Genomic DNA, 26823 nt, shown 5'->3' with positions numbered 1-26823 from the left:
AGTGGTCGCGCATCGTCGTCAGTCGACGAACGGGCCACGGTGGCGAATCGGCTGGCGGTGCGGCCGTCCGGTGAGCCACGCGAAGCGAGCACCCGCGGCGCCGCGCACCTGCACGGCGCCGGGGCCCAGCGACGCGGCGGTGCGGGCCGGGATGTGCTCGTCGCCGATCGTGATCTCGCCGGCGAGCACGTACAGCAGGCCGTCGTGCGCCGTGGATACCTCGCGCTCGAAGCTCGTGTCGGCCAGCAACTCGACGTCGAGGTAGTCGACCTCGGTGTGCAGGGCGACCGGCGAGTCGCCACCGGCGATGGTGCGCACGCGCAGCCCGTCGACCTCGCGCACGGGCATGTCGCGACCCGCGATGCCCTCGTACTCCGGCGCCATCGTCTTGCGCGAGGCCTCGAGGTTGACCCACAGCTGCAGGCCGCGGTTGCTGCCGCCCGGCCCCGGCATCTCCGAGTGCCGCGCGCCTGCCCCCGAGTTGAAGCGCTGGGTCCCGCCCGCGCCGATGGCCGAGCGGTTGCCGAGGTTGTCCTCGTGGTGGAACTCGCCGGCGATCATGTAGGTGAACGCTTCGAAGCCGCGGTGGGGGTGCTCGGGGAAGCCGGCGGGCTCGGTGACGTCGAAGTCGTCGAGCAGCACGAACGGATCGAGGTTCGCGAGCGTTGGCCCGGGGAACACGCGGTGCAACGTCGCGCCCGCGCCGTCGGTGGTCGCGCGCGCCTCGATGCGCTGGCGGATCTGCGCCAGCCCCGATCGCGGTGGCCGCACGATGGTGGTGCCCTTGCCCTCGCAACCGATGATCGCGGGCGCGAGCGCGACGGCCGGCAGCGAGCGCAGCAGCTCGCGACGACGCCACGGCCTCATGCCGGCGGCACCCAGAAGCAGAGGTTGTCGAGGCACTCCATGCCGTCGGGGCACAGCTTGCCCTCGCTGCAGTCGAGCGCGCAGCCCATCTCGTCGTTGGCGAGGATCGGCGCGCACACGACCTCGGCGGTGCCGGTCGCGGGCGCATCGAAGCAGTCGCAGGCGTCGACGCAGCCGCGGATGAAGCACACGTTGGCGTCGGCGTTCGAGGACGCCGACAGGCAGCTGATGGTCCCGACGCTGCGTCCGGTGCCCATCCAGTTGCACAGCGTGTTGTCGATGGTGCCCATCTCGTCGCGACACGCGTTCCACTCGCCGACCACCGGCGGATCGCAGGCAGGCCCGGTGGTGGCGCCACCCGAGCTCGAGTCGGCGGCGCCGCTCGAGCTGGTCTCGGCGCCGCCGGAGCTGGCTTCGGCACCGCCGGACGAGCTGCCCGTGCCGACGTCGGTCGTCGAGCTCGAGCCCGCGGTCATGGCCGTCGTGGTCGGGTCGGTGGTGGTGGGGTTGGTCCCACTGCCGCCGTCGTCACCACCGCAGGCGGTGATCGCGATGCACGTCAGCAGCATCCGAATGCGTCGAGACCATGGCGTCATGGGATCCGAGGATGACCGATCGCCCTCGCGCCGTCACCCGGGTACGCCTACGCCGGTACGTCGCAGCCGTCGGGGCCACACGCGAGGGGGTCGTCGGCCGCGGGCGCCTGCTCGGCCTGCTCGCTGCGCGCCTGCTCGAGCACCTTGCGGAGCACCGCGGCCGGCTGCGCACCGGAGATGCCGTAGCGGCCGTCGACCACGAAGAACGGCACGCCGGTGATGCCGAGCTCCCGCGCCTTCTTTTGCTCGGCGCGAACCTCCTGCGTGTACGCATCGCCGGCCAGCGTCGCGCGGGCGCGCTCGGGATCGAGGCCGGCCTGCGCGGCGAGCTCGACCAGCACGTCGTGATCGGAGACCGCGCGACCCTCGTGCATGTACGCGCGGAACAGGGCCTCGACCAGCTGTGGCTGCCGGCCCTCGAGCGCGGCCCAGTGCAGCAGCCGGTGCGCGTCGAAGGTGCGCACCGGCACCACGCGATCGAAGCGGAAGTCGAGGCCGTCGGCGGCACCCACCTGCGTCATGCGATCGATCATCTGCTGCGCCTGCTGCATCGACGCGCCGTACTTGCGCGCGAGTCGAGCGACCAGATCGAGGCCCGGCTCGGGCTGCTGCGGCGCCGCCGGGTCGAGCTCGAACGCACGCGAGACCACCTCGACGTCGCCGAGATCGCCCGCGCCCGCGATCGCCTGCTCGAGGTGACGCTTGCCGACCCAACACCACGGACACGCGATGTCCGACCAAACTTCGACGCGAAGGGGTTTCACCTTGGTGTCCAAGCTAGCACGGGTGATCGCGCGCGTCGGCCCGCGTCGCGAGCGTGCACTGGCCCACGCGATCGCGCGCGGGCCGTGCGCGTGGTTGCGACTCCTGCGTAGCGGCGATCGCCGGCGCGGGTCGACGCCGCGGTCGCTGCAGTACGCTCGCGACCATGGGGCACTGCAAGGGCACGCAGGCGTGCATTCGAGGTTCGGCGCAGCTGGCGATCGCGAGCGCGTTGCTCGGCGTCGTCGGATGCGGCACAGGGGGATCGGGCGGTCGCGGTGACGACGGCGGCGTCGGCTCGGGCGACAGCACCGCGGCGGGCAGCTCGGGCGCGACCAGCAACGCGGCCGACAGCAGCGACAGCGGTCACGACGACGCGCCGCTGCCGGACATGGGCGTGCCGGTGCCACCGACCTGCGGTGACGACGATCCGGGCGCCGCGCTCGAGCTGGTCGGCGCGGGCGAGGGCGTGCACGTCGGCCTGGTGCCCGCGCTCGGGCTGGCGGAGTTCACCCTCGAGGCGTGGGTGCGCTGGGATGGCTATGGCACCACCGCGTCGTCGGGCGTCGGCGGTGTGGCGGTCGAGCCGATCCTCTCCAAGGGTCGCGGCGAGGACGACGGCAGCACCGTCGATTGCAACTACGTGTTCGGCGTCGATGCCCAGGGCCACCTCGCGGCCGACTTCGAGGATCTCGCCAGTGGCCTCAATCATCCGGTGACCGGCACCGCGGTGCTCGAGACCGGCGCATGGCACCACGTCGCGGCGAGCTTCGACGGCAGCAACTGGCGGCTCTACCTCGACGGTTCGCTCGACGCGACCGCGTCGACCGACGGCGCGAGCCCCCGCAACGACAGCATCCAGCACAGCGGCATCGGAACCACCTACGACTCGATGGGACGCGCCGCGGGCTCCTTCGATGGTCGCATCGACGACGCGCGCATCTGGGATCGTGCGCTCGACGAGGCCGCACTGCAGGCGGGCATGTTCGCCGCGCCGCCCGACACCACGGGCCTGGTCGCCCACTGGCCGCTCGACGCCGTCGACGACGGCAGCGTGCCCGAGCTCGTGGGCGGCTTCGTCGGCGAGCGCACCGGCGGGGCGTGGTCGCTGCCGGGGCGGCCGCGGATCGCCTCGGCATCACCGAGCGCGACCAACCTCGCGCCCGTCGAGACCGCGCCGTCGGACGCCGTGGTGCTGTCGGTGCAGACCGCCGACGCCGACGCCGACGAGCTGCGCGTCGAGCTGTGGGGGCGCCCGATCCCGGAGCTCGAGTCGTTCTCGATCGCGGTGCTGCCCGACACCCAGTACTACTGCGACGGCACCCATGGTGGCAGCGCGCAGATGTTCTACGACCAGACCCAGTGGCTGGCCGACAGCGCCGAGTCGCTCGACGTGCGGGCGGTGCTGCACGTGGGCGATCTGGTCGACGACGGCCACACCTACGTCGAGGAGTGGATGGTCGCCCAGAACGCGCTCGAGCGCCTCGAGGACGCGCTGCCCGATCGGCCCGAGGGCGTGGCCTACGGCGTCGCGGTCGGCAATCACGATCAGGCCACCAACTCGTATCCCGGCCAGACCGGCTTCTACAACCAGTACTTCGGCACCACGCGCTTCGAGGGTCGCGACTACTACGGTGGCCACTTCGGCGATCGTAACGACGCCTCGTTCATCACCTTCGGCAGCGGCGATACCCAGTTCGTGGCGCTGTTCTTCGAGTACGACCAGCCCGGCACCCCGACCGACAACACCGGCCCCGACGCCGACGTGCTCGCGTGGGCGCGTCGCGTGCTCGCCGATCACCCCGATCACTACGGCATCGTGGTGCAGCACTCGTGCCTGGTCGGCACCGGCAACGGCGTCACCGTCGACACGCCGTTCTCGGCCCAGGGCCAGGCCCGCTGGCAGGCGCTGCGCGGCGAGCCCAACCTGCGGCTGATGGTCTGCGGTCACGTGCAGGACGAGGGCCGTCGCACCGACGTCGCCGCCAGCACCGTGCACTCGCTGCTGTCGGACTACCAGTTCGACGGCATGGGCGGCTCCGGCAAGCTGCGCCTGATGAGCTTCCGCGCCGACCTCGGCGAGCTCGAGGTACAGACCTACTCACCGCACTTCGACCAGTGGTACGAGACCGACGACGCGCACTTCGTGCTGCCCATCGATCTCGACCACGGCGGCGGCGAGTTCGAGCTCATCGGCACCGTCGAGCACGTGCAGGCCGGCAGCACCGTCGACCTGCCGTGGTCGGGGCTGGCCGCGGGCGGGCGGTATGAGTGGTTCGCGCGGGTGACCGACTGCACCCACAGTGTCGACGGGCCGCGCAGCGAATTCACGGCGGAGTGATCGCTCGAAGGGGGCGGCGCGGGGCACAGCTGCACGGCAAGGCTCGTCGACATCTGCACCTCGAGCGCGAGGCCTGTGCCCGCGAGGAGAGGTCGAGGGCTGCGGGGTGCACGAGTAGGCTGCCATCGAAGCACGATCGCGACGCGAGTCGCGCGTGTTCCACGGCGCGCGCGCCGGAGTTCACGGCTTGGGGAGCTTGGCGTCGAGCTCGTCGGCGCTGCGCAGCGATCGCGGGCGGGCCTGCAGCACGACCGCAGGGCAAGCGAGCGTGGTGACGACCATCGTGACGAGCATGCGAGTGCGCGAGAAAGGCAGGTCGAGCACGCCGGCGTAGGCGAGGGCGGCGAGGATCCCGATCGCAGCACACGCCGAGACGGCGATCGCGATCACCAACCACGACCCGGCGATGAACGCGATGCCGCGCGGGTGTAGGCGAGCGAACAGCCCGCGCACGAACCCGGCGTAGTCGGCTCGGCAGCTGCGATCGTCGGTGGCGATCGTCCGCTCGGTGCCATCGGCGAGCGTGAGGACGCAGGCCTCGAGCGTCCCGATCCGTGCGACCCGCACGGATCGGATCGCGGCGAACTCGACCCGCCGCGGTTCATCGCCGACCGACGACGAGAACACCACGGCCGCGTCGTCCGAGGCCACGACGAGCTCACGGCCTTGGTGACGAAGCGCGACCCGTTGCGTTCCCATCATCGCCGCACGAAGCTACCGCGACGCCCTCGGCCGAGCAACGCCGTGGTGCCGGCCCCGACGTCGCTACCGTTGGGACTCGAAGCCGCGCCACTTCCCGGTGGCAGAGCGCGAGCCACGGGATCAGCACGGCCGAGTCTCGAGCGCGTGCGATGGATCGCGCCCATCGCGGGTGTCGACGCGAGTGTCCTACGCCCGGTCGCGGGGTGCGTTGCGTCGGGAGTTCGAGTCGCGTGTCCATCGTCACCGGTGCCGAGGACCTCAGTGCGCACCGTCGCCGGACCGGACAGGAAAATCCTTGGTTCGCCGGCGGAGACGGACTGGGGGTTCACGGCCCCGCCTTCGATGCGCGCAACGAGTGTCGATCGCAGCCGCGGATCATCGGATCATCGGATCATCGCGTCACTGCGGGCACGCGCAACCGCACTCCGGCGGTTCGTAGGTGACGGGGTCCCCTGGGATCATCGTGCAGGGCTCGAAGCCGGCCGCGGCGGCTTCGCACTCGAATGCGTCGTCGAGCGCGACCAACTCGACCGCGCCGATCTCGAGGCCCAGCAGGTTGAAGTACACCCGCGTGAGTCCATCGGGGCAGGTCGAGTCGCCCGCGCCTTGGCAGCCATCGGCCGCCGACGCCAGCACGCACTCGCCCTCGAAGCCGGTCTCGACCACGTCGCACGTGCCACCGGCGACGACGATCGTTGGCACCCACGCGCAGGTCTCGAGCGCGCTGTCGACCGCTGAGCACTCGGCTTCGGACTGCGCCGCCTCGCAGGTGGTCGGAAGGCCCGCCGTGGTCTCGCTGGCGCTTTCGCTGCCGCTCTCGGCGTTGCTGGTGGTCGCAGTGGCCGAGCTCGATGCTTCGCCGGTGGTCGTGCCCGTCGCCGTGCTCGACGACTCCATCCCCGAGGATGAGGTGTTGTCGCCGTCGGACGCCGAGCTCGAACCGACCGTTGTCGCGCTGACGCCGATCTCCTTCGAGGGGCCGACGCACCCGACCCACAGCAGCGCGAGTGCCCAACAGCGACCCCCGCGACCAACCCATGACTGCGATGTTTGCCAAGCTTGCATGCGAACTGTGGTCTCCGGTCGTGGGGGTTTCTGTCAGCGCGTGGGTGCTGCGAGCTCGCAGTCCTGCGACACGCGGGCGACCAGCGGCGAGCGCGGGTGTCGGCCCACGAACACCCGGGCCTCGCCGCGGCCGGCCGCGCGTCGCCCCGCGCGACACAGGGCGATCGCGCGGTAACCCTCGCGCTCGCTCGCGAGCTGACCATCCGGAAAACGTCGGACGTGCTCGGCCAGCAGCGCGAGTGCGGCCTCCGGGTCGTCGCGATCGATGGCGGCCTTCACCGCTGAGATCTGCTCCACCTCGGCGGCGAGCGCAGCCGCGAGTGCGTCGGTGGGGGCATTGCCCGGCGGGCTTGCGCGCGCCGGCGTCGTCGGAGTCGCGGCGCCGGGTGCGGGCGATCGCACCGGGGCACCCACGACGCCCACGGGTGCGAGCTCGGCCGGCAGCGGCGGCGCATCCTCGATCGTCGCCGGCGTCGGCGCGGGTGCGGCCACGGCCGCGAGTGCAGGCGTGGGTGACGGCGCGCTCGCTCGGCGGGTGACGACGGTCGCGGTGATGCCGATCGCGAGCGCCGCGAGCACGCCGATGCCCTTTGCGCCGAGCCACGCACTCGCGGCCGCGACCGCGGTGGTCGCGGTCACTTGGGCTGGGTTGCCGAGCCGCATGGCCAGCACCGCCGCGACGCGGCGCGCGGTCGCAGGTGTCGCCGCGGTGCTGCCCTTGGCGTCGGCGACCAGTTCCTCGGCGTCCGCGGTGACGCCGCGTCGTGCCAATGCGCGCTGCAGCTCGCGCCGCGCCGACTTGATGCGAGAGTAGGCGGTGTCGAGCTGGATGCCGAGGAACTTCGCGAGCTCGGGGCCCGAGAGGCCTTCGAAGACGTGCAGCGTGAGTGCGGTGCGCTTGTCGTCGTCGAGGTCGGCAAGCGCGCGCAGCAACAGCGCGCCGCGCTGCGCCTGCTCGAGCGACGATTGTGGATCGTCGCGGTCGGTCGGTTCGACCGCCAGCGCCCGCAGCTTGTGCTCGGCACGCGACGCGCTGCGGCGATGTCGGAACGCGACCCGTCGCACGATGCCGAACAACCAACTGCGCAGCGAGCTACGGCCCTCGAACTCGCCGAGACGGCGATGCACCGTCACGAACACGTCTTGGACGGCGTCCTCGACGCTGGCGCGCGGGACCCCGAGGCGCAATAGGCACGCGTAGACGAAGCCGAAGTGCTCGCGATACAGGGCGGCGAACGCAGCCGCGCCCCCATCGTCGCTCGCGATCCGATCCAAGAGCTCCACCGGTCCGCCCTCGCAGTCTCCGGCTCCCGGGTAGTCTGTCACGGAAATCGCACCTCGAGCCCGGCCGCCACGCGCACGGCGACCGGGGCCGCGACGAACACGGGATCGAGGTCGCGCACATGGAAGCCGGGGCGACGCAGGGTCGGGCTGACGCCCAGTCCCGCGAGCAGTCCCACGCGGCGGATCGGCGACCACACCAGCGCTGCGTCGAGGGGCAGGGCGGCGAACAACGCCGCGGCATCGCGGTTGTCGATCGCGCCGAAGCTGCGCCCTCGCATCATGCCGAGCTCGATTCCCGCGCAGATCGGGAACTCGAGCCGTTGCCATCGCGGGGCGTAGCAGCCCGAGGCGCCGAGGGTCCAGAGGTCGATCACGCCGCCGAGGCTCGGACGGTCGGCGTAGCGGCTGCGTTGGCCCGGCAGATAGCGCCCGCGCAGCTCGGCGCGGGCCCGCGGCCACCGCACCGCCAGCGCGCCGCCGAAGCTCGCGTCGGCGATCGCCGGCAACACGCGGAGGAACTGCCCGCCGATGTCGACGCGCAGTGCTGCATCCACGCCGCGCGTGCGCGTTCGCATCGACGTCTCGACCGGCGCGCGCGTGTCGCTGGCTCGTGGCGTGGGCGGTGGCCGCGACGGCGGAGCCGCGCTGGTGACGGCAGGCGGGTTCGTGATGTCCTCGTCGACCTGCGAGCCGAGGGGCGGCGCGGCTTCGTCCGGCGGTGCGCCCGACCGTGTGGTCGGATCGGCGGCAACCGCGATCAGCAGGCCGGCTGCGGCGGTGAGGGCCTCGCACGAGGTGCCGCGGAGCTCGCGTCGAAAGGCGCCGTCGTCACCTTCCAGCACCAGCTCGAGCATCCACGTGCTGTCGTCGAGCCGCTCGATGCGTCCGCGCGCCAGCGTCCGACGCAGCGCCGTGGTACCGGCACGGCGTTGTACGTGCTCACGCACCTGCGCTGCATCGGGACAACCATCGGGCGCCGACCACGTGAGCTCGAGCGGATCGTCATCGCCCGGGCTTTGGGCCACGACGACGTCCGGCGGCCCGAGCAGCCCGTGCAGCGCCAACGCGATCGTGGCCACCAGCGTCACGACCGATGGACGCTACCACGGCCGCGCGCTGCAGCGCCTGATCACGGGCGGCCGTGTTGCGCGCGTTGCTGACTCACGGGATCGGCGGCGCGTCGCTGATGCGTGCGACCGCGCTGCCGCCGGCAGGCGTAGCTGACGTTGCGGTCGACGGATCATCGCGGGCGCACCGAAGTCGCTGACGGTGGGGTTCGCCTTGCCGGAGAAGAGAAACTGCGCGACCGAGAAGGGGTGTTCGACATCGCCTGGCACCGCCCGCACCTCGACCTCGTCGGTGGGGTTCGATCCGCTGCAGGCGCCGGAGCGTGCGCGGGCCCGTACGGCACCCACGGTAGAACGGTAGAACGACCGCCCACGCGGCGACGACGGCGACCGCCGCGGGAACCACGGCGAGCGTCAGGTCGTGGAAGGCTGGCGACACACGTCGTCGTGACGAGCCCGCCGCACCCGCCCGCTGCACTTCGCGCCCGCCGAACCGCCGACGAGGGCGCGCCCCACGAGGCCCCGCAGTCCGACCCCGCACTGTTCGATGCGGCGCGTGGCGGTCGCCTCGATGCCTTCGGCCCGCTGATCCAGCGCCACCACCGTGCCGTGCTCGCCGCGGCGTTCGTGGTGCTCGGCGACGCCGGTCAGGCCGACGACATCGCCCAGGAGGCGTTCGTCACCGCGTGGACCAAGCTCGACGAGCTCCGCGATGCCTCGCGGCTGCGCGCGTGGGTCTGCGGCATCGCGCGCAACCTCGCCCGCAACGCACGGCGACGGCTGCGGCCCGAGCCACTGGCGTCGCGTCACGGCCCCGCGAGCGCGCCCGCAGAGGTCGAGGAGCACACGGCGGCGCGCGAACAGGCCGCGCTCGTGCGTGCGGCGCTGCACGGCTTGCCCTCGCGCTATCGCGACGTGCTGGTGACCTACTATCTCGAGGAGCAATCCATCCACGAGGTCGCCGAGTCGCTCGGACTCTCGGTCGCGGCGGTCGAGCAACGCCTCAGTCGTGGTCGCAAGCGCCTGCGCGGTGACATCGAGCGCATGCTCGCGGTGCAGCTCGCACCGAAGCGATCGCGCGAAGCCGCCGCGTGTGCCGTGCTGCAGACGCTGCGCATGCAGCCCCGCGCGGCCGCACGCACGCGGGTGACGCGATCGCTGCCGGTCGCCGCCGTGGTCTGCTGTGCGCTCGCGGCCGCGACCGGTGTCGCGGTCGTCGCCGGTGCGACGGCGTCGTCGCGGGCCGTCGAGGCCCACGACCCACCCGCGCCGCCCCCGGCCTCACCGCGGGTCGTCGCCGCAGCACCGCCGCGATCGATGCCACCGGCCGCGGTGCCGCAGGTGCCGCGCGCGACCCCGCGGCCGCGAGCCCAGCTCGCCGCGCCCATGGCCGAAGCCGTGCCCGCGGCCGCGTTCCACATCATGGAGCTGCCGTGCGGGCGCTCGCTGGTGTCGCCGCCGGACGCTCACGAGTATCGCGCCGCCATCACCGAGATGTATCGCCTCGCGGCGCTCGCATCGGAGCTCGACGGCAACGACTACGAGTGCGGCGGTACCACCACCGCAGACGCGACCGCACTGCGCGAGCTGCAGGGTCGCGTCGTCGACGTCCACGGCGTGCCGGTCGCGCGCGCCATCGTCATCGCCGACGGCGCGATCGAAGCCAACGAGGTCTTCGAGGTCGACCACGTGGCCGAGACCGACGAACGCGGCGAGTTCGCGATGCCGATCGCGGCCGACGACGTGATGATCTGGGCGCTGCACGAAGGTGGACAGCGGGCGCGACTGGTGCGGGTTCCGGCCGGTGACACCGATGTCGAGCTCGAGCTCCGACTCACCGCCGGCGGCACCGTGTCGGGCTCCGTGCACCGTGGCAAGTGGCCCGAGCACGGCACCGTGCGCGTGCAGGCGCTCGACAGCGAGCTCGCGATCGCGCTCGCGACCACGGCCGGCGGCACGTTCGAATCGCCGACCGTCAGCGCAGGCACCTACGCGGTCGAGTTCGTGCGTGACTGCGTCTACGACTGCGCCGCCGTGGTGCCGACGCGTGCCGTGGTCGTCGTGCGTGCGGGCGCCGACGCGCAGGTGCAGCTGCACGTCGATCCCAGCCGCGACGCCGACGTGCGGCCCGAGATCCGACTCGACCACTCGATCTACGAGCTGCACGCCGACGAGTTCCGCTACGTCTACGACCCCGACGTGAACCGCACCATCACCATGTCCGCGGTGAGCACCGACGGCATCGACGCGAGCTGGGAGCTGATCGCCCCGCAGTTCACCCTGCCCGAAGGCGACTACACACTGTGCGCACGGCTGGCGGATCCGTCGGCGCCCGACGCCCAGCTCGAAGGCGCGCCCGCACCCGACTGCCAGTCGTTGCACCTCGAGGGCGCGAAGATTCACGCGCCGGTGTTCGACCTCCGTCGCCGCCGCTAGCGCACGACCGGTCGCATCCACCTTCGAGCAGCCGCGGTGCAGCACCGGCACCACCTTGGCGATGTCGGCGTCGTCGATGACCACGGTGAAGTTGATGCTGCCCGTGCCGAAGGTCGTCATCTCCGCGTTGACGTCCGCCTCGGCGATGCAGTGCGGGATGCGCCGTGCTCATCGGCTCATCGGCCACCGTCGGCGAGCTGCCGCTGCACGCCGCGCAGCACCGGCCCCTGCAGCACCGCCGCGAGCATCGCGAGCGAGCGCGATCCCGCTGCCGTGCTCACGGGCTCTGCCAGCGCGGCGTGGACCCGCAGCTCGCCCGGCTCGGCGCTCGCGAGCGCGAGGCCGAGGTCGTCGAAGCGCAGCGTGCTGCCCTCGATGAAGCTGCGCACGGCGTCGCGCACGGGTGCCGGTGCGGCCGCGGCGAGCACCTGCGCGAGCACCTCGACGAGCGCGGGCGGTAGCTCGAGGCCGAGCAGCTCCGGGGGAAATGGCAGGGCCCGCGCGATCGGGCCCCGCGGCACGCCGTCGCGATCGAGTCGCGCGACCTCGCCGAGTCGCTCGCCGCCGACGCGGACGCATGCGATCACGCCGCCGTCGTCGTCGGGCACGAGCGCGTGGGTCGGATCGCCGGCGTCGTAGGGACGGCCGTCGATCCACGCGCGATCGATCCCGTCGCGTCGCTGCAGGCAGATGCCGGGCGCGGGCCAGCTGCGATGATGGGGCGTGGGCACGAAGCTGATGTCGGGCTCGACGATCCGTCCGCGCCACGCGGCGTGCTCGAGCGCGTCGTCGAAGCACTGACGTGCGTGCGTCTCGTCGCCGTCGATCGTGAAGCTGTGGCGCAGCGACTCGAACAGCGCGGGGGTGGGGTAGGGCCCGCGGTAGCGCAGACCGGGTACGCCGGCGTGGCGCGCGAGCGTGGCCACCAGGTCGAGCACGCAGGTGCCCGCGCCCGGCGGCAGCGCACCCGGGCGATCGACCGCGGGGATCCGCGTCGGGGCCGCCCACGCGACCGCGCTCATGCTCGCGATCGCACTGCCGCGGTGCAACAGGCGATCGCAGCGTCCGAGCAGGAGGTCGTCGCCGGCCAACGGCGCCAGCTCGATCGCATCGTCGCGATCGGGCAGCCGAAGCCACGCGTGCGCGAGCGCGTCGCCGTTCCACTGCAGCTGCCACGCGAGCAGGCCCGCAGGGTCATGGGCCCGCACGGGGCGGCCCGCGTCATCGAGCTGCAGCGCCAACATCGCTCGCCGGCGACCGTACCACGGCGATGTGCGGGCACGCGCGCGCGCGCTCGCCGACGCGCGACCGCACGCGGCAGGCTCGCGCAAGCCGGGCTACCATGCTCGACCATGTCCCTCGTCTCGCCGACCTCCTGCAGCGCGATCGCTCTGGTGTGCTCGATCTCGCTGGGCTGCGGCGACGCGGCGTCCAACGACGGTGACACGGATGCGACCACGCAGGTCGCCGACACCAGCGACGGCACCACCGACGGCACCGACACGGATGTGCCGGGGAGCGACAGCACCACCGCCGATGCGCCCGTGCCCGCGGGGCTGCCGTGCGACACGCCGTTCGAGTACCAGGGCCACGCCGGTTGTCAGGCGATGGTCGAGGGCCTCGAGGTGAAGTTCTTCCCGCCACCGCCGGGCCAGCGCGTCGATCGGCTCGCGATCTACCTGCACGGCGACGGCGCGGCCGACTACATGGAGAACTGGGCCTTCTCGGAGGACCTCTTCGCGTGGACGCAGCCGCGCAACACGATGATCGTCGGTGTGCTCTCGCCGGCGTTCTACGACGACGGCACCGTGGCCTTCGGCGCCGCACAGCCCTCGCATGCCGAGCAGGTCGCGGCCACCATCGAGGTGTTCCTCGCCGCCTACGAGCCGCAGTACGCCGAGCAGAGCCTGTACTGGGGGGTCTCGGGCGGTTCGTGGTTCTTCGCCAGCTCGTTCATCGCCCACGTCGGCCATCGCGTGCCCGGCGTGTTCGCGGCCAGCTGCGGTGGCTCGGGCAGCTCGTTCGGGTGGGCGTGGGATCCCATGACCGACACCGCCACGCGCGACGCGATCCCGATCTACTTCAACTACGGCACCCAGGATTTCCTCGCGCCCAACATCATGGGCAGCATCGCGGAGTTCGAGGGCATGGGCTTCGCGGTGGATTCGCTGGTGCACGAGGGCGCGATGCACTGCGATCATCCCATCTCGGCGCCGACGATCGAGTTCTGGTCGCGCTACGTGCCGTGAGCCCCGTCCCCTCGAGCAGGCGCGCGCTTGCGGGCGCGTCGGTCACATCGCGGCGATGGGCGACCCCCCGTTCGGGTGGGCCGATGGTACCGCCGCGTTCGCGCGGCTGTTCTCGGACAGGGTCCACCGGCGTCCTCGGTGATTGCTATGCTCGTGCGCCCGTGCCCGCGCGACGACGCCTTGTGTGGTTCCCGCTGTGTGTGGCGCTGCTCGCCTGCGACGCCCTGGTGTCGCGCGGCGCCGGCGATGCGACCCCGCGCGAGGCCGACCCCGGGGCGAGCGATGACGAGGATGCCAAGCGACTCGCCGCGCTCGTCGTCGACGCCATCGTGCCGCCCGCGGTGACGCCGACGCTCGAGCTCGACGAGATCACGTCGGCGCACCGTGGCGCCCGCGTGCGCGTGCATGGCCACGTCGCCGCCGATCCGATCCTGCAGCGTAGCGGCGGCGATGCGACGGCCGCCCCGGCGTATCGCTTCGTGATCGAGGGTCGCGGCGCGCGGCTTGCGATCGACTACGACGGCGCGCTGCCGGACCGGTTCCAGAACAAGCTCGAGGTGATGATCACCGGCACGCTGTCGAGCGACGGCGCCAGCCTGCACGGCGACGATCTCATCGCGAAGTGTCCCGACCGCTACGAAGCCGCGCCTTAGCGAGCGGGGCGGGGAGGCGGTCGCTGCAACCGACGCGGAGGTGTGCGCGTCCACTCCGACGTGCGTCCAACTCCGTCGGATCCATTTGCCAAGATTCGCGCCCAGGGCGGCGCCCTCGTCGTCCTGCTCGGCCTGCGCGCGGGGATGCGCGTCATCGACTACTTGGTCGCCAAACTGACGTTTCCGCCGTCGGGATCGACCCTCACCGAGGCGGAGATCGACCGCATCCGGATGATCGACGGTGGCCTCTACGGCCTCGAAAACCTGGTCACGCTGGTTGCGATGATCCTGTTCTTGGTGTGGATCCACGGCTTGTTCGTCGCGATCCGTGCCAGCGGCCGCAGCACCCGGTGGTCGCCCGGCATGGCGGTGGGTGGGTGGTTCATCCCGCTGGCGAACATGGTCCTGCCGTGGCTCACCGTGCGCGACGCGTTGCGCTCCCTCGACCGGCCCGCCGCGCTCGCCGGTGCATGGTGGATCGCGTGGCTGCTCGCGATCCCATTGACGATGCTGCACGGATTCCTGACGCAGGTCAGCCTCGTGCCCGAGCTCGGGCGGGCGCTCGAGGTGCTGCCGGCGGAAACCCTGCGCACGATCTACGAGCTCGGGCCCAAGACCTTCTGGCCGCGCTTCGTCCTCGACACCGGGGCATGGGCCCTCCTGCTCGTCATCGTGACGTCGCTGCGCGCAGCGGTGAGCTCGCGCCGCTAGAGCGGCCAGCGACGGGCATCCGCGGGGTTCGTCGCGCCCAAGGGCTCACGGCCCGCCGAAGAACCACAGGTACCCGAGCGGCAGACCCACGCCGATGGCCGTGATGATTGCCCCGCGCCCCACCAGCCCCTTGCGCCCGGGAATCATGAACAGCCCACTGGTCGCCAACACCAGCAACGCGATCGCGTAGCCATCGGCGAACCACGTCCACGCCTTCTTGCCGCGGTTCAAGTGCAGCCAGTTCGCCACGCGCAGGAACACGCGCGGCTTCTGGCCCTCCTCGAAGACGTGCCCGGTCTGGGGGTTCGCGTGCAGCGTGCGGCCCTCGAACGCGATCTCGAGCTCCTCGTCGCTGACGCGGTAGATGTCGACGGGCGCCTCGTCGATGCCGGCCGCGCTCGCGACCGCGGCCGCGGCCGCGGTGTCGTCGTCGGGCAGCGGTGCGGCGACGTCGAACTCGCGCTCGACGTTCGCGAAGTTCGGATCCCAGTCGGCGAGGTGGTTCACCGCCAGGCCCGATACCGCGTAGACCAGCGTCAGGCCGACCGCGAGGTAGCCGAGATCGCGATGCAGCGCGCGCAGCCACGGCCGCAGCTTGAAGCGCCGCCGGCCCGGCGCCGCAGCTCCGTCAGCCATAGCGTTCCTCGGTCCAGGGATCGGCGTGGTTGTGGTAGCCGCGGGTCTCCCAGAAGCCGGGCTCGTCGCGCTTGACGAAGCGAATGCCCTCGAGCCACTTGGCGCTCTTCCAGAAGTAGAGATCGGGCACCAGCGCGCGCACCGGTGCGCCGTGGGGCCGGGCGAGTCGCTTGCCGTCGAGCTCCCAGGTGACCAGCGCGTCGTCGCCGGTGGCCTCGGCCCAGCGCACGTTGGCGGTGTAGCCGTGTGCGCCCTCGAAGATCACGTGGCGCACGCTGTCCTTCACGCCGGCCTTCTTCGCGAGGTCCTTGATGCGGACGCCCTTGAAGCGCGCGCCGAGTACCGTCCAGCCGGTCACGCAGTGCACGTCGACGGTGCGCTCGACCGCGCCGAACGCCACCAGCGCTGCGAAGTCGAGCTCGAAGGGGCTCTCGACCTCGCCGTGCACGCGCAGGCGATACTTCGAGACCGCCGACTCACCGGGCTCACCACCCATGGGCTTGAGCGCCTCGATCACGCGCTGGCCGGGCGGCACGCGGGGCCGGCCATCGGGCCGATTGTCGGCGTGCGCCTTCGGGGTCGCGACCACGTACAGCCCGCCCGCCAGGCCCGTCACGATGGTGCCGGCGGCGGCCTTCAGCAGGAAGTCGCGGCGTGCCAGGCCGCGCTCGCGCGTGTGCTCGCGGTTCGACAGCTCGTCGGGGTCGTCATGCATCGTCGCGTCGGTCCTTGCTTGCAAGAGGGTATGCGATGCCGACGCCCGGGGTTACCGAGCACGGACATCCGCGTTCGATACGGGCGCCGCGACCGGGCCGGATCGCCCGTGCCGCGCCTGCGCCGGCTCCGCCTGGCACGTCGGTCAGCGCGGGATCGTCACGGCGAGGCCCAGCTCGTAGAAGCCGCCGGTGAAGCGGCTCGCGCGGTTGGAGTAGTTCCACAGCCCGACCCCGGCCCACACCGAGACGCGCTCGACGAAGCGCAGCTCGAGGCCGGTGCTCCACGTGGTCCACACGGTGACGGGCACGCTCTGCGCGCCCATCACCTGCGCGCGGATGCGGGTGTAGAGCGCGGGCACGCGCCATCGCAGCGCACCACCGAAGCCCGCGTACGCCCCACCCGCCGGGCGTTGGTACCACCGGCGATCGGTGTCACAACCCTCGGCCGGCTGGCAGTTGGTGCCGCCGACGCCGGCCCCGATGCCGAGCTCGTTGTCGCCGACCAGCGTCAATCGTCGCCGTGCGGGCACGCGGCCCGTGATGCGCGTACCCGCGAAGCCGAGGGCCCAGCCGCCCTCGCCGGTGGCCGCGGCTGCGAACTCGCCACCGCCCTCGATCGCCACCCGCGGCGAGACGCCGATCGCGAGCGTCGGGCCGCCGTAGGCTGGGGCCCCGCGCCCGGTCGCCGCGCCCGCCACCTCGACATCGCCTTCGTACACGCGGCCGGGCGCGCCGCCCATCTGAGTGCGCAGTGGTGGGGCGAAGGTCGGGGCGCACGCCGACGCCAGCAAGACCCCCGAGAACAGCACGATCCGGTGCATCGGCGCCGAGGATCGCACGATCCCCGCGGAAATTCTCGCTGGCTGTGATCGTTTGCCGCGCTCGCGCGTCCTTCTCTCGGATCCGGGATTTGCCCTGGTCTGCTGGGTTTGGAATGAGTTGCGCAACGACGCACGGCCACCACGAGGGCCCGCCCGCGGCATTCGAGCCCGGGGCCGCTGGCGCATCCACGTTGGCCCGCGCGCTGCGGGTCGATGCCGAGGATCCCGAGGTCGCCCGCGCGCGAGCGGCCATCGAGGCGCGGCTGCTCGGGGGGCCCCGCGCCGCGTCGATGATCGGGCGCTACATCGTGGTCGAGCGGCTCGGTGCCGGTGGCATGGGCATCGTGTACGCGGCCTACGATCCCGAGCTCGATCGAAAGGTCGCGCTCAAGCTGCTGTTCCGGCGCGACGCGGGCGACGTGGATCGCGAGCGGTTGGTGCGCGAGGCCAAGGCCATGGCCAAGCTCGCGCACCCGAACGTCGTCCACGTCTACGACGTGGGCGAGCACGAGGGGCGCATCTTCATTGCGATGGAGTACGTGCGCGGCAGCACCCTGCGCGCGTGGGCGCGGGCGGAGCGACGGACCTGGCGAGAGGTGCTCGCGGTGTGCCTCGACGCCGGCGAGGGGCTCGCGGCGGCCCACGCCGCCGGCATCATCCATCGCGACTTCAAGCCCGACAACGTGTTGATCGGTGAGGACGGGCGCGCCCGCGTGCTCGACTTCGGTCTCGCCCGCAGCGCGAGCGAGCCGACCTCGCCGGAGCGCGAAGCGTCGGAGGCACCGGAGGCACCGTCGCGATCGCAGCGCGGCACCGTCACGCGCACGGGGGCGGTGTTGGGCACGCCGGGGTACATCGCGCCCGAGCAGCTGCGTGGCGCGGCGCCGGATGTCCGCGGGGACCAGTACTCGTTCTGTGCGACCGTGTGGGAGGCGCTGGCCGGCGCGCTGCCGCGGGCACGGGCGATGGCCGTCGGCAACGATTCGACGGCGGTCCCGCTGGTGTCGGATCCGTCCGGCCCCGCTGCGCCACCGCGCGGTGCGATGCCTCGGTGGGTCGAGCGCGTGCTGCGACGCGGGCTCGGTGAACACGCGCGTTACCCCACGCTCGATGCACTGTTGCGGGCGCTGCGTCGCGATCCGGCGGTGCGGCGGGTGCGTCTCGCGGTTGCGACCGCGATGCTCGCGACGGTCGCCGGCGCGTTCGCGATCGGGCTCTCGGCGCGCGCGCCCGCGGCGGGCGACGACCCCTGCGGCGGCGGAGCCGAGCGCCTGGGTGAGGCGTGGTCCGGCGATGATCGCGAGCGAGCGATCGTCGACGTGCAGTCCCAGCCGAGCGACTTCGCGGCCGAGCTCGCGCCGCGTCTGCGCACGCAGCTCGACGAGTTCGCATCGCACTGGACGGCCCAGTATCGCGACGCGTGCCTGGCCCACCAGCGGGGCGAGCAGTCGTCGGCGCTGCTCGACCGACGGATGACCTGTCTGCATCGCGGACGCAGTGCATGGGGCACCGTCGGTCGCGTGCTCCGAGAGGTGCGGGTCGATGATCTCCCCGGTGTCGCGCTCGCGGTCGGCACCCTGCCGGACCCGGACGCCTGCGGCGATCTCGAGCGGCTGTCGGGCAACGAGGTGCCGACGTCCCCGCGGTCGCGCGCGCTCGCGGAGCGACTGAGCGCGGCCCAGACCGAGTACGTGCTCGGTCATGCCGAGGTGGCGCACGCGCAGCTGGAGTCGCTGCTGCCCGAGGTGCGCGAGCTCGACGATCCCATGCTCGCAGCCGAGGCCCTGCTGACGCAGGGCAAGGCGCTCATCGATCTGCGACGTCGAGGTGACGCCGCGGCCGTGCTCGGAGAGGCAGTGCGTGCGGCGCTGCGTGCCGATGCGGACGAGCTCGTGGTGGAGGCGTGGGGCCAGCAGGCGTGGGCGGTCGCGACGGGCGCGCAGATCGAGCACACGCGGATCCCCGAGGGCCGCGAGATCATCACAGCGATCGCCGAGCGACACGGCGACAGCCTCGCGACGCTGTCGCTGTACAACAACCTCGCCGGCGTCGAGCTGGCCGCGGGGCGCCGCAGCCTCGCGCAGCCGCTGTACGAGCGCATCCGCAAGCTCGCACCGGGGGTCTCCGGCCGCGCGGCACAGCGGACCCTCGCGCAGGCGCTGGTCGGCTCGATGGAGTTCGAGCGCGACCCGGCGGCGCGCGCTCGGCTGGGTGCCGAGGCGGTCGAGCGCATGCGTGCCGCCGCGGGCGACGGCCATCCGCGCACGTTGACGGTGCGGCGACTGGCCCTGAACTACCACGAGTCCCTCGACGAGGTGCTCAAGATGGTGCCGCCGCTGTGCGAGGACCTCCGCCGATTGGAGGGCCAGCGTGGGCGGAACCTCGCGGAGTGCGAGCGCTTCCGCGTGGTGCTGCACGTGCTCGCACGGGATCACGCCGCGGCGATGGCCGCCGCGCGGCGCTGGCTGGCCGCGCTCCCGTCCGATGGGCAGGCGCTGCCCGCTGCCTACGTCGCGCTGCTGCGCGGCGATGCGGTGACCGCCGAGCAGGGCTTCGCCGCGCTCGCGAAGCCGCTCGAGGCCGAGTCCCGGCGACCGTGGTGGTCCGATGCCGAGCTCGGTGAGCTGGAGGCCGCGATCGGTTGTGCTCGACGTGCGCAGGGGCGTGGCGACGAGGAAACATACTTCGAGCGGGCGCTCCACCATCTCGGCGGCGATGGTCAGCGCGAGGTCTCGGGCCATGGCCGTTGGATGATTCGATTTGCCACCGCGCTGCGCGACGGCGAGTTCTGCAGGCCGCGCGGCTGAACCCCGTGGATCACGAGCATGGTACCGTCACCCTGGATGACCACCGACTTCGAGCTGCTCGCGGCGTGGCGAGCAGGCGATGTCACGGCTGGCTCGGAGCTGTTCGCCCGTCACTTCGCGCAGGTCTATGGCTTCTTCCGCAGCAAGCTCGAGTATGCCGCCGAGGACCTCACGCAGGAGACCTTCCTGCGCTGCGTCGAGGCCCGCGATGACTTCCGCGGCTCGGCCAGCTTCCGCACGTACCTCTTCACGATCGCCCGCAATGCGCTCTACACCCACGTGGTCCGAAAGGCCAATCAGCCCAAGGACCCCGACTTCGAGGTGACCTCGATCGAGGACCTCGACGACTCGCCGAGCGCGGCGTTGGCGTTCCAGGAGGACCACAAGCTCCTGGTCCACTCGCTGCGCCGCCTGCCGCTCGAGCTGCAGGTCGCGCTCGAGCTGTACTACGTGCAGGGCCTCCGCGGCGCCGAGCTGGTCGAGGTGTTGGGCTTGCCGCCTGGCACCGTGCGCAGTCGGATCCGACGGGCGCTCGAACAGCTGCGCACCAACATGGCGCGGCTATCGGCGTCGCGGAAGCCGATTCGCACGACCCTCACCGACCTCCGCCGGTGGGCCGCGAGCGTGCGCGCGGCGCCGACGTAGCCCCGCGCGGTCGTCGATTCGTGGGGCGATTCGGTGATCATTTCAGCGGCGGCCGGGTCTGATAGGCGCAAGGCCGATGACGGCGGAGGTTGGGATGGATCACGTGAAGACGACGACAAAGTTGGGGTGGATCGGAGTGGTTGCGGTGCTGGCGCTGGCGGGTTGCGACCGCGATCCATTGGTGCATCAAGATACGAAGCACGCGCAGAAGATCTACGAGGGGCGTGCGATCGGATGGACGAAGTGGGCCCTCGAGCAGCCCTGGTCGACGGGCCCGGTGCGCGACACCGACGGCAGCGCGTGTGCGCTCGAGCAGCACGGCAGCGTGTGGTACCTCGCCGGGACCACGGGTGGCGCGGTGGAGCGTGCGTGCACGGTGCCGGCCGATGCGCACATCTTCTTCCCCTTGATGAATCGCTGGGTCGCACCGACGCCGGACTCGATCATCGAGGACGACCCCGAGAACGACCTCGCGGCGTGGCTGGCGTTCGTGGTCGAGTACTTCGCAGAGCGCCGGGCGCAGACCTGCGCGCTGAGCCTGCGGCTCGACGACGAGGACCTCCTGCCGGACCTCGAGAGCATGGACGAAGAGCTCTACGTCGACGTGCTCGATCAGTTCACCGTCAACATGGGCGATGACAACTTCGCGACGGACTTCGGCGGCACCGCGGGGCCACGCGTCACCTGGGTCGATGGTCACTGGGCGTTGTTGCGGCCGCTGCCACCTGGCGATCATACGCTGGAGTTCGGTGGAACCCGGTGCGTGGACGGCGAGGCGGTCTTCGAGACCAATGCCACCTATCAGCTCCACGTCGAGTGAGTGCGGGGCCGTCCTTTGCGACGCGGCGGGGCGGCCGCGTGATCACGGCCGTAGGCCCGCGCGCGCGCGATCGGGCGCCGATCCGCGCGCGGGCCCGGACATTCGCTACGCTCACGCGCAGCCATCCGACATGCGATTCTTCGAGGCCATCCACGGCGTCTACTTCGACGATCTCGATGCACTGCAGATCCTGCACAACTCGCGCTACCTGCTGCTGTTCGAGCGCACGATCGGCTCGTTCTGGACCCGCACGATGGGCTGGGGCGGGGTGCTGTCGGCGGCGGAGGATCCCGATCGCTACCACCTCGTGCGCACCAACCACATCGAGTACGAGCGCCCAGTGACCGGCGTCGGCGAGGTGCGCGTGCGCATCTGGGTGGAGAAGCTCGGCCGCACCAGCCTCACCTTCGGCTTCCGTCTGCTGCCGATGGACGAGGACGTCGAGTACGCCCACGGCTCGCGCGTGGTGGTGTGCATCGATGCGGGCAGCCATCGACCGACGCCGTGGAGCGACGCGTTCCGCCGGCGGATCGGGCCCTATCTGCGCGACGGCGGCGGCTGACACGCAGCCGTGAGAACGGTTGCGGGCCGGCTCGGTCCGCGCGACGCTCGACGTCCCGATGCTGACTTCCTTTGCGGCGATGGTGCTCGCGATTCCGGCGCCGTGTTACGGCGTCGATCCACCGGCGCTCGAGGGCAGCCACGTCTGGGTCGAGTACCCCGCGTCGCTGTCCGAGACGCAGGCGATGACGGTGCTCGAGGCCTCCGATGCGGCGTGGGACATCTACGAGCAGGAGCTGGGGTGGTTGCCGCCGTCGCAATCCATCAAGATGCGCGCCGACCTCGCGACCGACACCGCCTACGGCCAGTGCGTCACGGTCGCGTGCGAGGACGACGACGTGCCGCTGTGCTCGATCTTCGGGCCGGCGTTCGACGACAACGAGCACGCCCAGACGTCGGCCCACGAGATGGGCCACGCGTTCCAGTACGCGCTGATGGGCAGCTACCTCGACAGCCTGGCATCGTGGGCGTGGTGGATGGAGGGCACCGCGAGCTGGATCGAGAACTTCTACGCCGAGGATCCGCGGGTGTGGTCGCGCGTCGGGCAGTACGTCGCGAACCCGCAGTGGGGCCTGCACAGCGACTTCTCGGATCTGTTCGCGGGCGTGCGCGGCGATCACATGTACGGCACCGCGGTGCTGGCGTACTTCCTCGAGCAGGAGTACGGCGGGCCCGACACGGTGCGCGCGACCTGGGAGTGGGGCGCCGAGCACAGCGGTGAGAAGATCTTCTTTCGCGATGCGATCGAAGGCATCGGGCTGTCGTTCGACGAGGTGTGGCCGCACTACCTCGCAACGTTGAGCGTGCTCGACCTCGAGGGCGGCGAGAACGTCGAGGCGATTCCCGGCCACATGGTCATCAACGCGCTGCCCGGTGAAGGCGCACCACCGGCCGCGAGCCTCCCCGAAGGCCTCGGCTTCGGCGTGGTCCACCTGCCCGCGACGCTGGGGATGGCGGGGATGGATCTGCGGGTCGAGCTCGATGCCGAGGCCGCGGTGCCATGGCACGCCGTGCTCGCGCGTACCGACGGCGTGACCCCGGGCAGCGCGGTGCTCGACTACGCCGTCGCGACCTGGGACGACGCTGGCCACGGCGAGGTCGTGCTGACCGGCTTCGACGGCAGCGCCGATGCGTTCTTGGTGGTGTCGCCCGAGTCGATCGAGAAGCACCCGTTCGGGTATTCGTTGCGGGCCGAGCTGGTGCCCGCGGGCGCGGCCGACGGCTCGACCTCGTCGGATGCGTCCACCACCGACGGTGGGGCCACCGCCACCGGCAGCGACGACGGCGGCAGCGAGACCACGACCGCCCCCGCGAGCGAGGGCGCTGCCGGGTGCAGCTGCAGCAGCGCGCACGGAGCCGGTGGCGCTGCGTGGTGCGTGCCCGTGGTGGCCGTGTGGGCTCGACGGCGACGCAGTGCTAGCGCAGCAAGCCGGCCATCTCGCTGCGCCCGCTGAACTCGATCCCGAAGGTCTGCGCGATGAGGCTGTAGACGTCGGCCTCGCGCTTCTCGTCGTGGGGATCGGCCACTCCGGTGGCGCCGTCGAAGCCGTGGGTCAGCAGCGTCGTGGGGTCGACGCCGCCATAGACCGCGTTGCCGCGCAGCAGCGGTGAGATGAACAGGCTGCCGTTGTTGAGGTGGTGCGCGGTGCCCCACGCATTGGCGCCGGCGGGTCGTCGCTTGTCGCGGCCGAAGTCGGTGGCGACGTAGATCATGCTGCGATCCCACATCTTGCCGAGACTCGGATCGCCGAGATAGTCGGTCTGCTGCAGCAGCGTGATGAGGCCATCGATCGCGAGCATCAGCCGGCCCCACATGACGTTCTGCGCGATGCGATGGTTGCTGTGGCTGTAGTCGAAGGCCAGCGGCGTTGCGACCACGTCCTCGCCGTGGAACTCGGGCGCGAAGTCGAGGGCGATGGTTGCGGTCGCCGACAGGCCGAAGTACGTCAGCAGGAACGCGAGCGCGGCCTGCTGCTCCCACTTGTCCTCGTAGAGGTGGCCGAAGGTCTCGGGCAGGATGCTCTGCAGCGGCGACGCGGCCAGCCCGTACTCGGCGGGCAGGCGATCGGGTGGCAACAGCATCAGCTTGGAGATGAGGTCGAGCTCTTCGAGCGCGGGCGACAGCTCGCGGCGGGTCGTGAGGTAGTCGCGACGCAGCGGCGCATCGCGGAAGGTCTGGCCGAACGGGCTGGCGTCGTCGAGTCGGTCGCGCACGCCGCGGGCGCGGGCGATCGCGGACGCCGAAGGGGCACCGACGAGCCCGCGCGAGCCGTGGGTCGAGAGCGCGAAGGTCAGCGGATCGGCGACGATCTCTGCGCGTGCGAACGCCGACAGCGTCGGATCGTCGCCGGGCTCGACGTAGCCGCCGGTCGCCATGTTGACGTTGGGCAGCGGCAGGCCAGCGCCGTGTCGCTCGGCGACGGCCTCCGCGATCGTACGACCGCCGTGCACGCCCGCGCCGGTCAGGGCCCGCTTCTGCGCGATGCCGTGATTGACCGAGGTGCACGCGTGACCGACCACCGCCATGTCGCGGTAGTGCTTGGCGAGGAAGTCGGGCAGCGGGTAGCTGTTGGCGAACACGAAGTACTCGCCAATCGGCGCCACCGCGCGGAGGTTGCTGCCGGACGGCTGCACGATGAGGTCGTCGGGGTAGGCGTTGATGGTGTCGGCGAGTGCGGCGTCGCCGACCTCACTGACCGCGACCGGCAGGAAGCTGTCGATGATGCTGCCGCCCCCCGCGGCGCACACTACGAACAGCAGCTTGCGATCGATGGCGGCGTCGCCCTGCGAGGGGCCAGCGGCGCGGCCGCGGCCGATCGCCGCTGCGATCGCACCGGCTCCGGCCGCGGCAGCACCCCCGCGCAGCAGTGCACGGCGCGAGAATGTGGAAGGGAGAGCGTGCGTGCGTGTCATCGTGGGCACCTACAGGAAGAGGAACTCGGTGGTCGTGGCGACGGTGAAGCACGTCAGCTGGGCGAAGTCGGCGGCTGGAATCGCCGCGCCGTCGCCGTCGAGCGCCAGCTCGCCGAGCAAGGTCCGCTCGGCGGCCGTGGGATCGCGCTGCAGCATGCGCCGGTACAGCGTCGTGATCGTCGCGTCGAAGGGCTTCGTGTCGGGCGCAGGCGCGGCGGCGTCGAGATCGAGATCGGTGAACACCTTGGGCTCGCCCTCTCGATCGGCGTTCACGCGGCGGGTGCATGCCGCCAACGCCATGCGCTCGCTGACCAGCGGCGTGGTCACCAGCGGCTGGCCGAGTGGTCGGTACAAGCCCTGGCGGAACGGATCGTGGCCGCCGAGGCTGGTGAGGTGCACGAGCTCCGCGCACGAGTACTCGCCCAACTCGGTGCAGACCTCGCTGGGGTCGAGCTCGAGCGCGCGCGAGAGATCCTGCTCTAGCGCGTGTGCGCGCTTCCACAGCAGGTGATTGCGGGTCGACGCCGGCTGAGGTCCGTCGCTCGCATCGTCGGCTGGGTCGTCTTTGCACGCGCCGACCAGCAGCGTGCAGCCCAAGAGCAGTCGAGCAGTGGTGCGGATCATGATCGTGTCGCTCATGGGGTCCCGAAGGCCGCGGTGTCGACCAAGCGATGGATGAGGCGGTTGGCCGAGTGGCCGTCGTCGAGCAGCGAGCGCGCGAGCTCGTCGAAGTCGTCGTGTTCGTCGGGCATGGGCCCGCGGCCGAGTGCGTGCTCGAACAGCGTCAGCGTCATCGCGCGGCGGAACGAAGGGCTGTTCGCCGCGAGCGCGCCCCACTGCACGACATCGGCGACCGGCTGGCCCAGCAGCATCGACGTGCGCGGTGCGTCACTCCACGCGGGGATCAGCGTGCTCGGCCGCTCCTCGACGTAGATGCCGGTCTTCATGCCCTCGAGGACGATGCCGTTGTAGTAGGCGAACGCGTACGCCAGCGGGTCGAGCGTCGAGTGGCACTGCGCGCACGCGGGTGCACCGACGCCCTTGTCGTCGATGTCGCTCGGCTCGCCCGCGACCGGCGAGATGCCCTCGTGCTTCGAGATGTCCATGCCCAGGTACGCGCGGTAGGCCTGGGCGGCGGTCGTGCGTGGCAGCTCGCTGAACATCGTGTTCGACATCAGGAACCACTGCGTGGTCAGCATGCCGGCGCGATGCTCCGGCACCAGCGGCTGCCCGCCGTCGATCGCGGTTGGGTCCGGCGTCGGGATCACGCCATCTATCGTCGACAGCGCGCCGGTCTGCGGATCTTCGACCACGTGGTACTGCGCGGTGAGCAGCCCGCGGATGTCGCGGTCGTCGCTCATCAGGTAGCGCCACAGCCGGTAGTCCCAGTGGTAGTCGGCCAGCACCACGCGGAAGCCGGCGATCACGACCTCGGTGTCGGCACCGACCGACTGGATCGGCTTGACCTTGGGATCCGCGAGCTCGCGCAGGCCGGTGGTCCGCCACCACGATGCATCGAGGCACCCCGCGAGGTCTTCGTGCAGCCGCGCGCGGGCATCGTCGTCGGATAGCGCGCGGATCGTCGACAGCGCGTCGTAGTCGGGCGAGTGGCCGCAGTAGAGCACCATGGCGCGGCGGTAGGCGAACCCAACGTCGTACTCGCCGAGCCGGTAGTGGTCGTTGCCCGCCTCGGGCGCGAGCGGTGGCAGCCACAGCGAGTCGGCGCGGCCGGGGTTGGTGCCGAGCAGGAGTTCTTCGAGGTTGATCACCCCGTCGCCGTCGGCATCGTCGTCCTCGATCGCGTGCAAGGCGTCGGCGAGCCCCTGCTCGACCGGCGTACCGCCGAGCGCGGTCAACAGCGACATGCCGAACTGGTTCCACGCCACCGGGTCGGTCGAGGGGTGGCACAGCTCGCAGGTGACGAGCGCGCCGTTGCACTCGGGGTGCTCGGGGTAGACCTCGCAGAACTGCTGCGGCACGGTGGGACGCGCGAGTGCAGTGCTCGCGAACGCCATGGCCGCGGTGCAGAGCACCAGCGCCAGGCCGCCGGTGCGCGCGCGGGCGTGGTGGCGCGAGCGCCCGCGTGCGTCGAGGCGCGCGCGCAGGGAGCGTCGCTGCGGGCGAGGTTTCGTCTTCGTCATCGTCGCCGAGTGAGTCGCGCGAGCGCACCC

At 71.6% G+C, this 26823-nt stretch carries 24 protein-coding genes; 10 read left to right on the top strand and 14 right to left on the bottom strand.

Annotated elements, in window-relative coordinates:
• Positions 1-18 precede the first annotated feature (18 nt).
• The 3 genes from IPH07_19025 to IPH07_19015 are packed head-to-tail and all read right to left on the bottom strand — an operon-like array spanning position 19 to position 2227.
• Entirely contained in the window at positions 19-867 is an 849-nt protein-coding gene (locus tag IPH07_19025) for a pirin family protein (GenBank protein ID MBK6919494.1), read from the bottom strand.
• Positions 864-1463, bottom strand: coding sequence for a hypothetical protein (locus IPH07_19020; protein ID MBK6919493.1), 600 nt, complete (start codon positions 1461-1463; stop codon positions 864-866). Before IPH07_19020 ends, IPH07_19025 begins: the two co-directional genes overlap by 4 nt.
• Positions 1464-1510: 47 nt before the next feature.
• Complete coding sequence (locus tag IPH07_19015) at positions 1511-2227, bottom strand: DsbA family oxidoreductase (GenBank protein MBK6919492.1); 717 nt, start codon at positions 2225-2227, stop codon at positions 1511-1513.
• Between the two features lie 164 nt (positions 2228-2391).
• On the opposite strand from IPH07_19015, the gene IPH07_19010 reads away from it, so the two are divergent.
• The gene (locus IPH07_19010) at positions 2392-4566 is read left to right on the top strand and encodes a metallophosphoesterase (GenBank protein MBK6919491.1); all 2175 of its coding nucleotides are present in this window, start codon (positions 2392-2394) and stop codon (positions 4564-4566) included.
• A gap of 180 nt (positions 4567-4746) precedes the next feature.
• Here IPH07_19010 and IPH07_19005 read toward each other — a convergent pair whose 3' ends face one another.
• The 4 genes from IPH07_19005 to IPH07_18990 all read right to left on the bottom strand — a co-directional run bounded on the left by IPH07_19005 (position 4747) and on the right by IPH07_18990 (position 8705).
• Complete coding sequence (locus IPH07_19005; GenBank protein ID MBK6919490.1) at positions 4747-5268, bottom strand: hypothetical protein; 522 nt, start codon at positions 5266-5268, stop codon at positions 4747-4749.
• Between the two features lie 399 nt (positions 5269-5667).
• Complete coding sequence (locus tag IPH07_19000) at positions 5668-6165, bottom strand: hypothetical protein (protein ID MBK6919489.1); 498 nt, start codon at positions 6163-6165, stop codon at positions 5668-5670.
• Between the two features lie 201 nt (positions 6166-6366).
• Positions 6367-7659 (bottom strand): RNA polymerase sigma factor, encoded by a 1293-nt coding sequence (locus tag IPH07_18995; protein MBK6919488.1) that lies wholly within the window; start codon positions 7657-7659, stop codon positions 6367-6369.
• A complete protein-coding gene (locus IPH07_18990) occupies positions 7656-8705 on the bottom strand; it encodes a hypothetical protein (protein MBK6919487.1) in 1050 nt (349 codons plus the stop codon). The genes IPH07_18995 and IPH07_18990 overlap by 4 nt, the downstream gene beginning before the upstream one ends.
• 426 nt (positions 8706-9131) lie before the next feature.
• Here IPH07_18990 and IPH07_18985 point away from each other — a divergent pair, with 426 nt between their 5' ends.
• Positions 9132-11120 (top strand): sigma-70 family RNA polymerase sigma factor, encoded by a 1989-nt coding sequence (locus IPH07_18985; GenBank protein ID MBK6919486.1) that lies wholly within the window; start codon positions 9132-9134, stop codon positions 11118-11120.
• 176 nt (positions 11121-11296) lie between these two features.
• Here IPH07_18985 and IPH07_18980 read toward each other — a convergent pair whose 3' ends face one another.
• Positions 11297-12364, bottom strand: coding sequence for a hypothetical protein (locus IPH07_18980; GenBank protein ID MBK6919485.1), 1068 nt, complete (start codon positions 12362-12364; stop codon positions 11297-11299).
• 108 nt (positions 12365-12472) lie between these two features.
• On the opposite strand from IPH07_18980, the gene IPH07_18975 reads away from it, so the two are divergent.
• From IPH07_18975 to IPH07_18965, 3 genes are all read left to right on the top strand, one after another.
• Positions 12473-13369, top strand: coding sequence for a hypothetical protein (locus IPH07_18975; protein ID MBK6919484.1), 897 nt, complete (start codon positions 12473-12475; stop codon positions 13367-13369).
• A gap of 161 nt (positions 13370-13530) precedes the next feature.
• Complete coding sequence (locus tag IPH07_18970) at positions 13531-14022, top strand: cytochrome c maturation protein CcmE (GenBank protein MBK6919483.1); 492 nt, start codon at positions 13531-13533, stop codon at positions 14020-14022.
• Positions 14023-14082: 60 nt separating this feature from the next.
• Positions 14083-14733, top strand: a complete 651-nt coding sequence (locus tag IPH07_18965) for a DUF4328 domain-containing protein (protein ID MBK6919482.1) — start codon at positions 14083-14085, stop codon at positions 14731-14733.
• Between the two features lie 45 nt (positions 14734-14778).
• On the opposite strand, the gene IPH07_18960 is transcribed toward IPH07_18965, so the two are convergent.
• The 3 genes from IPH07_18960 to IPH07_18950 form a co-directional block, all read right to left on the bottom strand.
• Positions 14779-15369: a PepSY-associated TM helix domain-containing protein gene (locus tag IPH07_18960; GenBank protein MBK6919481.1), complete on the bottom strand. Its 591-nt coding sequence runs from the start codon at positions 15367-15369 to the stop codon at positions 14779-14781.
• Complete coding sequence (locus IPH07_18955; protein ID MBK6919480.1) at positions 15362-16084, bottom strand: molybdopterin-dependent oxidoreductase; 723 nt, start codon at positions 16082-16084, stop codon at positions 15362-15364. Before IPH07_18955 ends, IPH07_18960 begins: the two co-directional genes overlap by 8 nt.
• 144 nt (positions 16085-16228) lie before the next feature.
• The gene (locus tag IPH07_18950; protein ID MBK6919479.1) at positions 16229-16906 is read right to left on the bottom strand and encodes a hypothetical protein; all 678 of its coding nucleotides are present in this window, start codon (positions 16904-16906) and stop codon (positions 16229-16231) included.
• Positions 16907-17019: 113 nt separating this feature from the next.
• On the opposite strand from IPH07_18950, the gene IPH07_18945 reads away from it, so the two are divergent.
• From IPH07_18945 to IPH07_18925, 5 genes are all read left to right on the top strand, one after another.
• A complete protein-coding gene (locus IPH07_18945) occupies positions 17020-19713 on the top strand; it encodes a serine/threonine protein kinase (GenBank protein ID MBK6919478.1) in 2694 nt (897 codons plus the stop codon).
• 36 nt (positions 19714-19749) lie between these two features.
• A complete protein-coding gene (locus IPH07_18940; GenBank protein MBK6919477.1) occupies positions 19750-20358 on the top strand; it encodes a sigma-70 family RNA polymerase sigma factor in 609 nt (202 codons plus the stop codon).
• A gap of 103 nt (positions 20359-20461) precedes the next feature.
• Complete coding sequence (locus IPH07_18935) at positions 20462-21178, top strand: hypothetical protein (GenBank protein MBK6919476.1); 717 nt, start codon at positions 20462-20464, stop codon at positions 21176-21178.
• A 130-nt stretch (positions 21179-21308) separates the two neighbouring features.
• The gene (locus IPH07_18930; GenBank protein ID MBK6919475.1) at positions 21309-21740 is read left to right on the top strand and encodes an acyl-CoA thioesterase; all 432 of its coding nucleotides are present in this window, start codon (positions 21309-21311) and stop codon (positions 21738-21740) included.
• Positions 21741-21798: 58 nt separating this feature from the next.
• Entirely contained in the window at positions 21799-23193 is a 1395-nt protein-coding gene (locus IPH07_18925; GenBank protein ID MBK6919474.1) for a hypothetical protein, read from the top strand.
• Here the strand turns inward: IPH07_18925 and IPH07_18920 are convergent.
• The 3 genes from IPH07_18920 to IPH07_18910 are packed head-to-tail and all read right to left on the bottom strand — an operon-like array spanning position 23156 to position 26793.
• The gene (locus IPH07_18920; GenBank protein MBK6919473.1) at positions 23156-24607 is read right to left on the bottom strand and encodes a hypothetical protein; all 1452 of its coding nucleotides are present in this window, start codon (positions 24605-24607) and stop codon (positions 23156-23158) included. The genes IPH07_18925 and IPH07_18920 overlap by 38 nt on opposite strands.
• A 54-nt stretch (positions 24608-24661) precedes the next feature.
• Complete coding sequence (locus IPH07_18915) at positions 24662-25291, bottom strand: hypothetical protein (GenBank protein ID MBK6919472.1); 630 nt, start codon at positions 25289-25291, stop codon at positions 24662-24664.
• Positions 25288-26793 (bottom strand): DUF1585 domain-containing protein, encoded by a 1506-nt coding sequence (locus IPH07_18910; protein MBK6919471.1) that lies wholly within the window; start codon positions 26791-26793, stop codon positions 25288-25290. Before IPH07_18910 ends, IPH07_18915 begins: the two co-directional genes overlap by 4 nt.
• Positions 26794-26823: the final 30 nt, after the last annotated feature.

This window comes from Deltaproteobacteria bacterium (genome assembly GCA_016709225.1).
Classification (GTDB): Bacteria; Myxococcota_A; Polyangia; order Nannocystales; family Nannocystaceae; genus Xiheibacterium; species Xiheibacterium phototrophicum.
This window is presented reverse-complemented; position numbering and strand designations above follow the sequence as displayed.

What these genes read in the sequence shown, in the direction of transcription:
- IPH07_19025 (MBK6919494.1), bottom strand. Translation starts at nt 867, where the DNA reads ATGAGGCCGTGGCGTCGTCGCGAGCTGCTGCGCTCGCTGCCGGCCGTC.
- IPH07_19020 (MBK6919493.1), bottom strand. Translation starts at nt 1,463, where the DNA reads ATGACGCCATGGTCTCGACGCATTCGGATGCTGCTGACGTGCATCGCG.
- IPH07_19010 (MBK6919491.1), top strand. Translation starts at nt 2,392, where the DNA reads ATGGGGCACTGCAAGGGCACGCAGGCGTGCATTCGAGGTTCGGCGCAG.
- IPH07_19005 (MBK6919490.1), bottom strand. Translation starts at nt 5,268, where the DNA reads ATGATGGGAACGCAACGGGTCGCGCTTCGTCACCAAGGCCGTGAGCTC.
- IPH07_19000 (MBK6919489.1), bottom strand. Translation starts at nt 6,165, where the DNA reads ATGGAGTCGTCGAGCACGGCGACGGGCACGACCACCGGCGAAGCATCG.
- IPH07_18980 (MBK6919485.1), bottom strand. Translation starts at nt 12,364, where the DNA reads ATGTTGGCGCTGCAGCTCGATGACGCGGGCCGCCCCGTGCGGGCCCAT.
- IPH07_18975 (MBK6919484.1), top strand. Translation starts at nt 12,473, where the DNA reads ATGTCCCTCGTCTCGCCGACCTCCTGCAGCGCGATCGCTCTGGTGTGC.
- IPH07_18960 (MBK6919481.1), bottom strand. Translation starts at nt 15,369, where the DNA reads ATGGCTGACGGAGCTGCGGCGCCGGGCCGGCGGCGCTTCAAGCTGCGG.
- IPH07_18955 (MBK6919480.1), bottom strand. Translation starts at nt 16,084, where the DNA reads ATGCATGACGACCCCGACGAGCTGTCGAACCGCGAGCACACGCGCGAG.
- IPH07_18950 (MBK6919479.1), bottom strand. Translation starts at nt 16,906, where the DNA reads ATGCACCGGATCGTGCTGTTCTCGGGGGTCTTGCTGGCGTCGGCGTGC.
- IPH07_18945 (MBK6919478.1), top strand. Translation starts at nt 17,020, where the DNA reads ATGAGTTGCGCAACGACGCACGGCCACCACGAGGGCCCGCCCGCGGCA.
- IPH07_18940 (MBK6919477.1), top strand. Translation starts at nt 19,750, where the DNA reads ATGACCACCGACTTCGAGCTGCTCGCGGCGTGGCGAGCAGGCGATGTC.
- IPH07_18930 (MBK6919475.1), top strand. Translation starts at nt 21,309, where the DNA reads ATGCGATTCTTCGAGGCCATCCACGGCGTCTACTTCGACGATCTCGAT.
- IPH07_18925 (MBK6919474.1), top strand. Translation starts at nt 21,799, where the DNA reads ATGCTGACTTCCTTTGCGGCGATGGTGCTCGCGATTCCGGCGCCGTGT.
- IPH07_18915 (MBK6919472.1), bottom strand. Translation starts at nt 25,291, where the DNA reads ATGAGCGACACGATCATGATCCGCACCACTGCTCGACTGCTCTTGGGC.
- IPH07_18910 (MBK6919471.1), bottom strand. Translation starts at nt 26,793, where the DNA reads ATGACGAAGACGAAACCTCGCCCGCAGCGACGCTCCCTGCGCGCGCGC.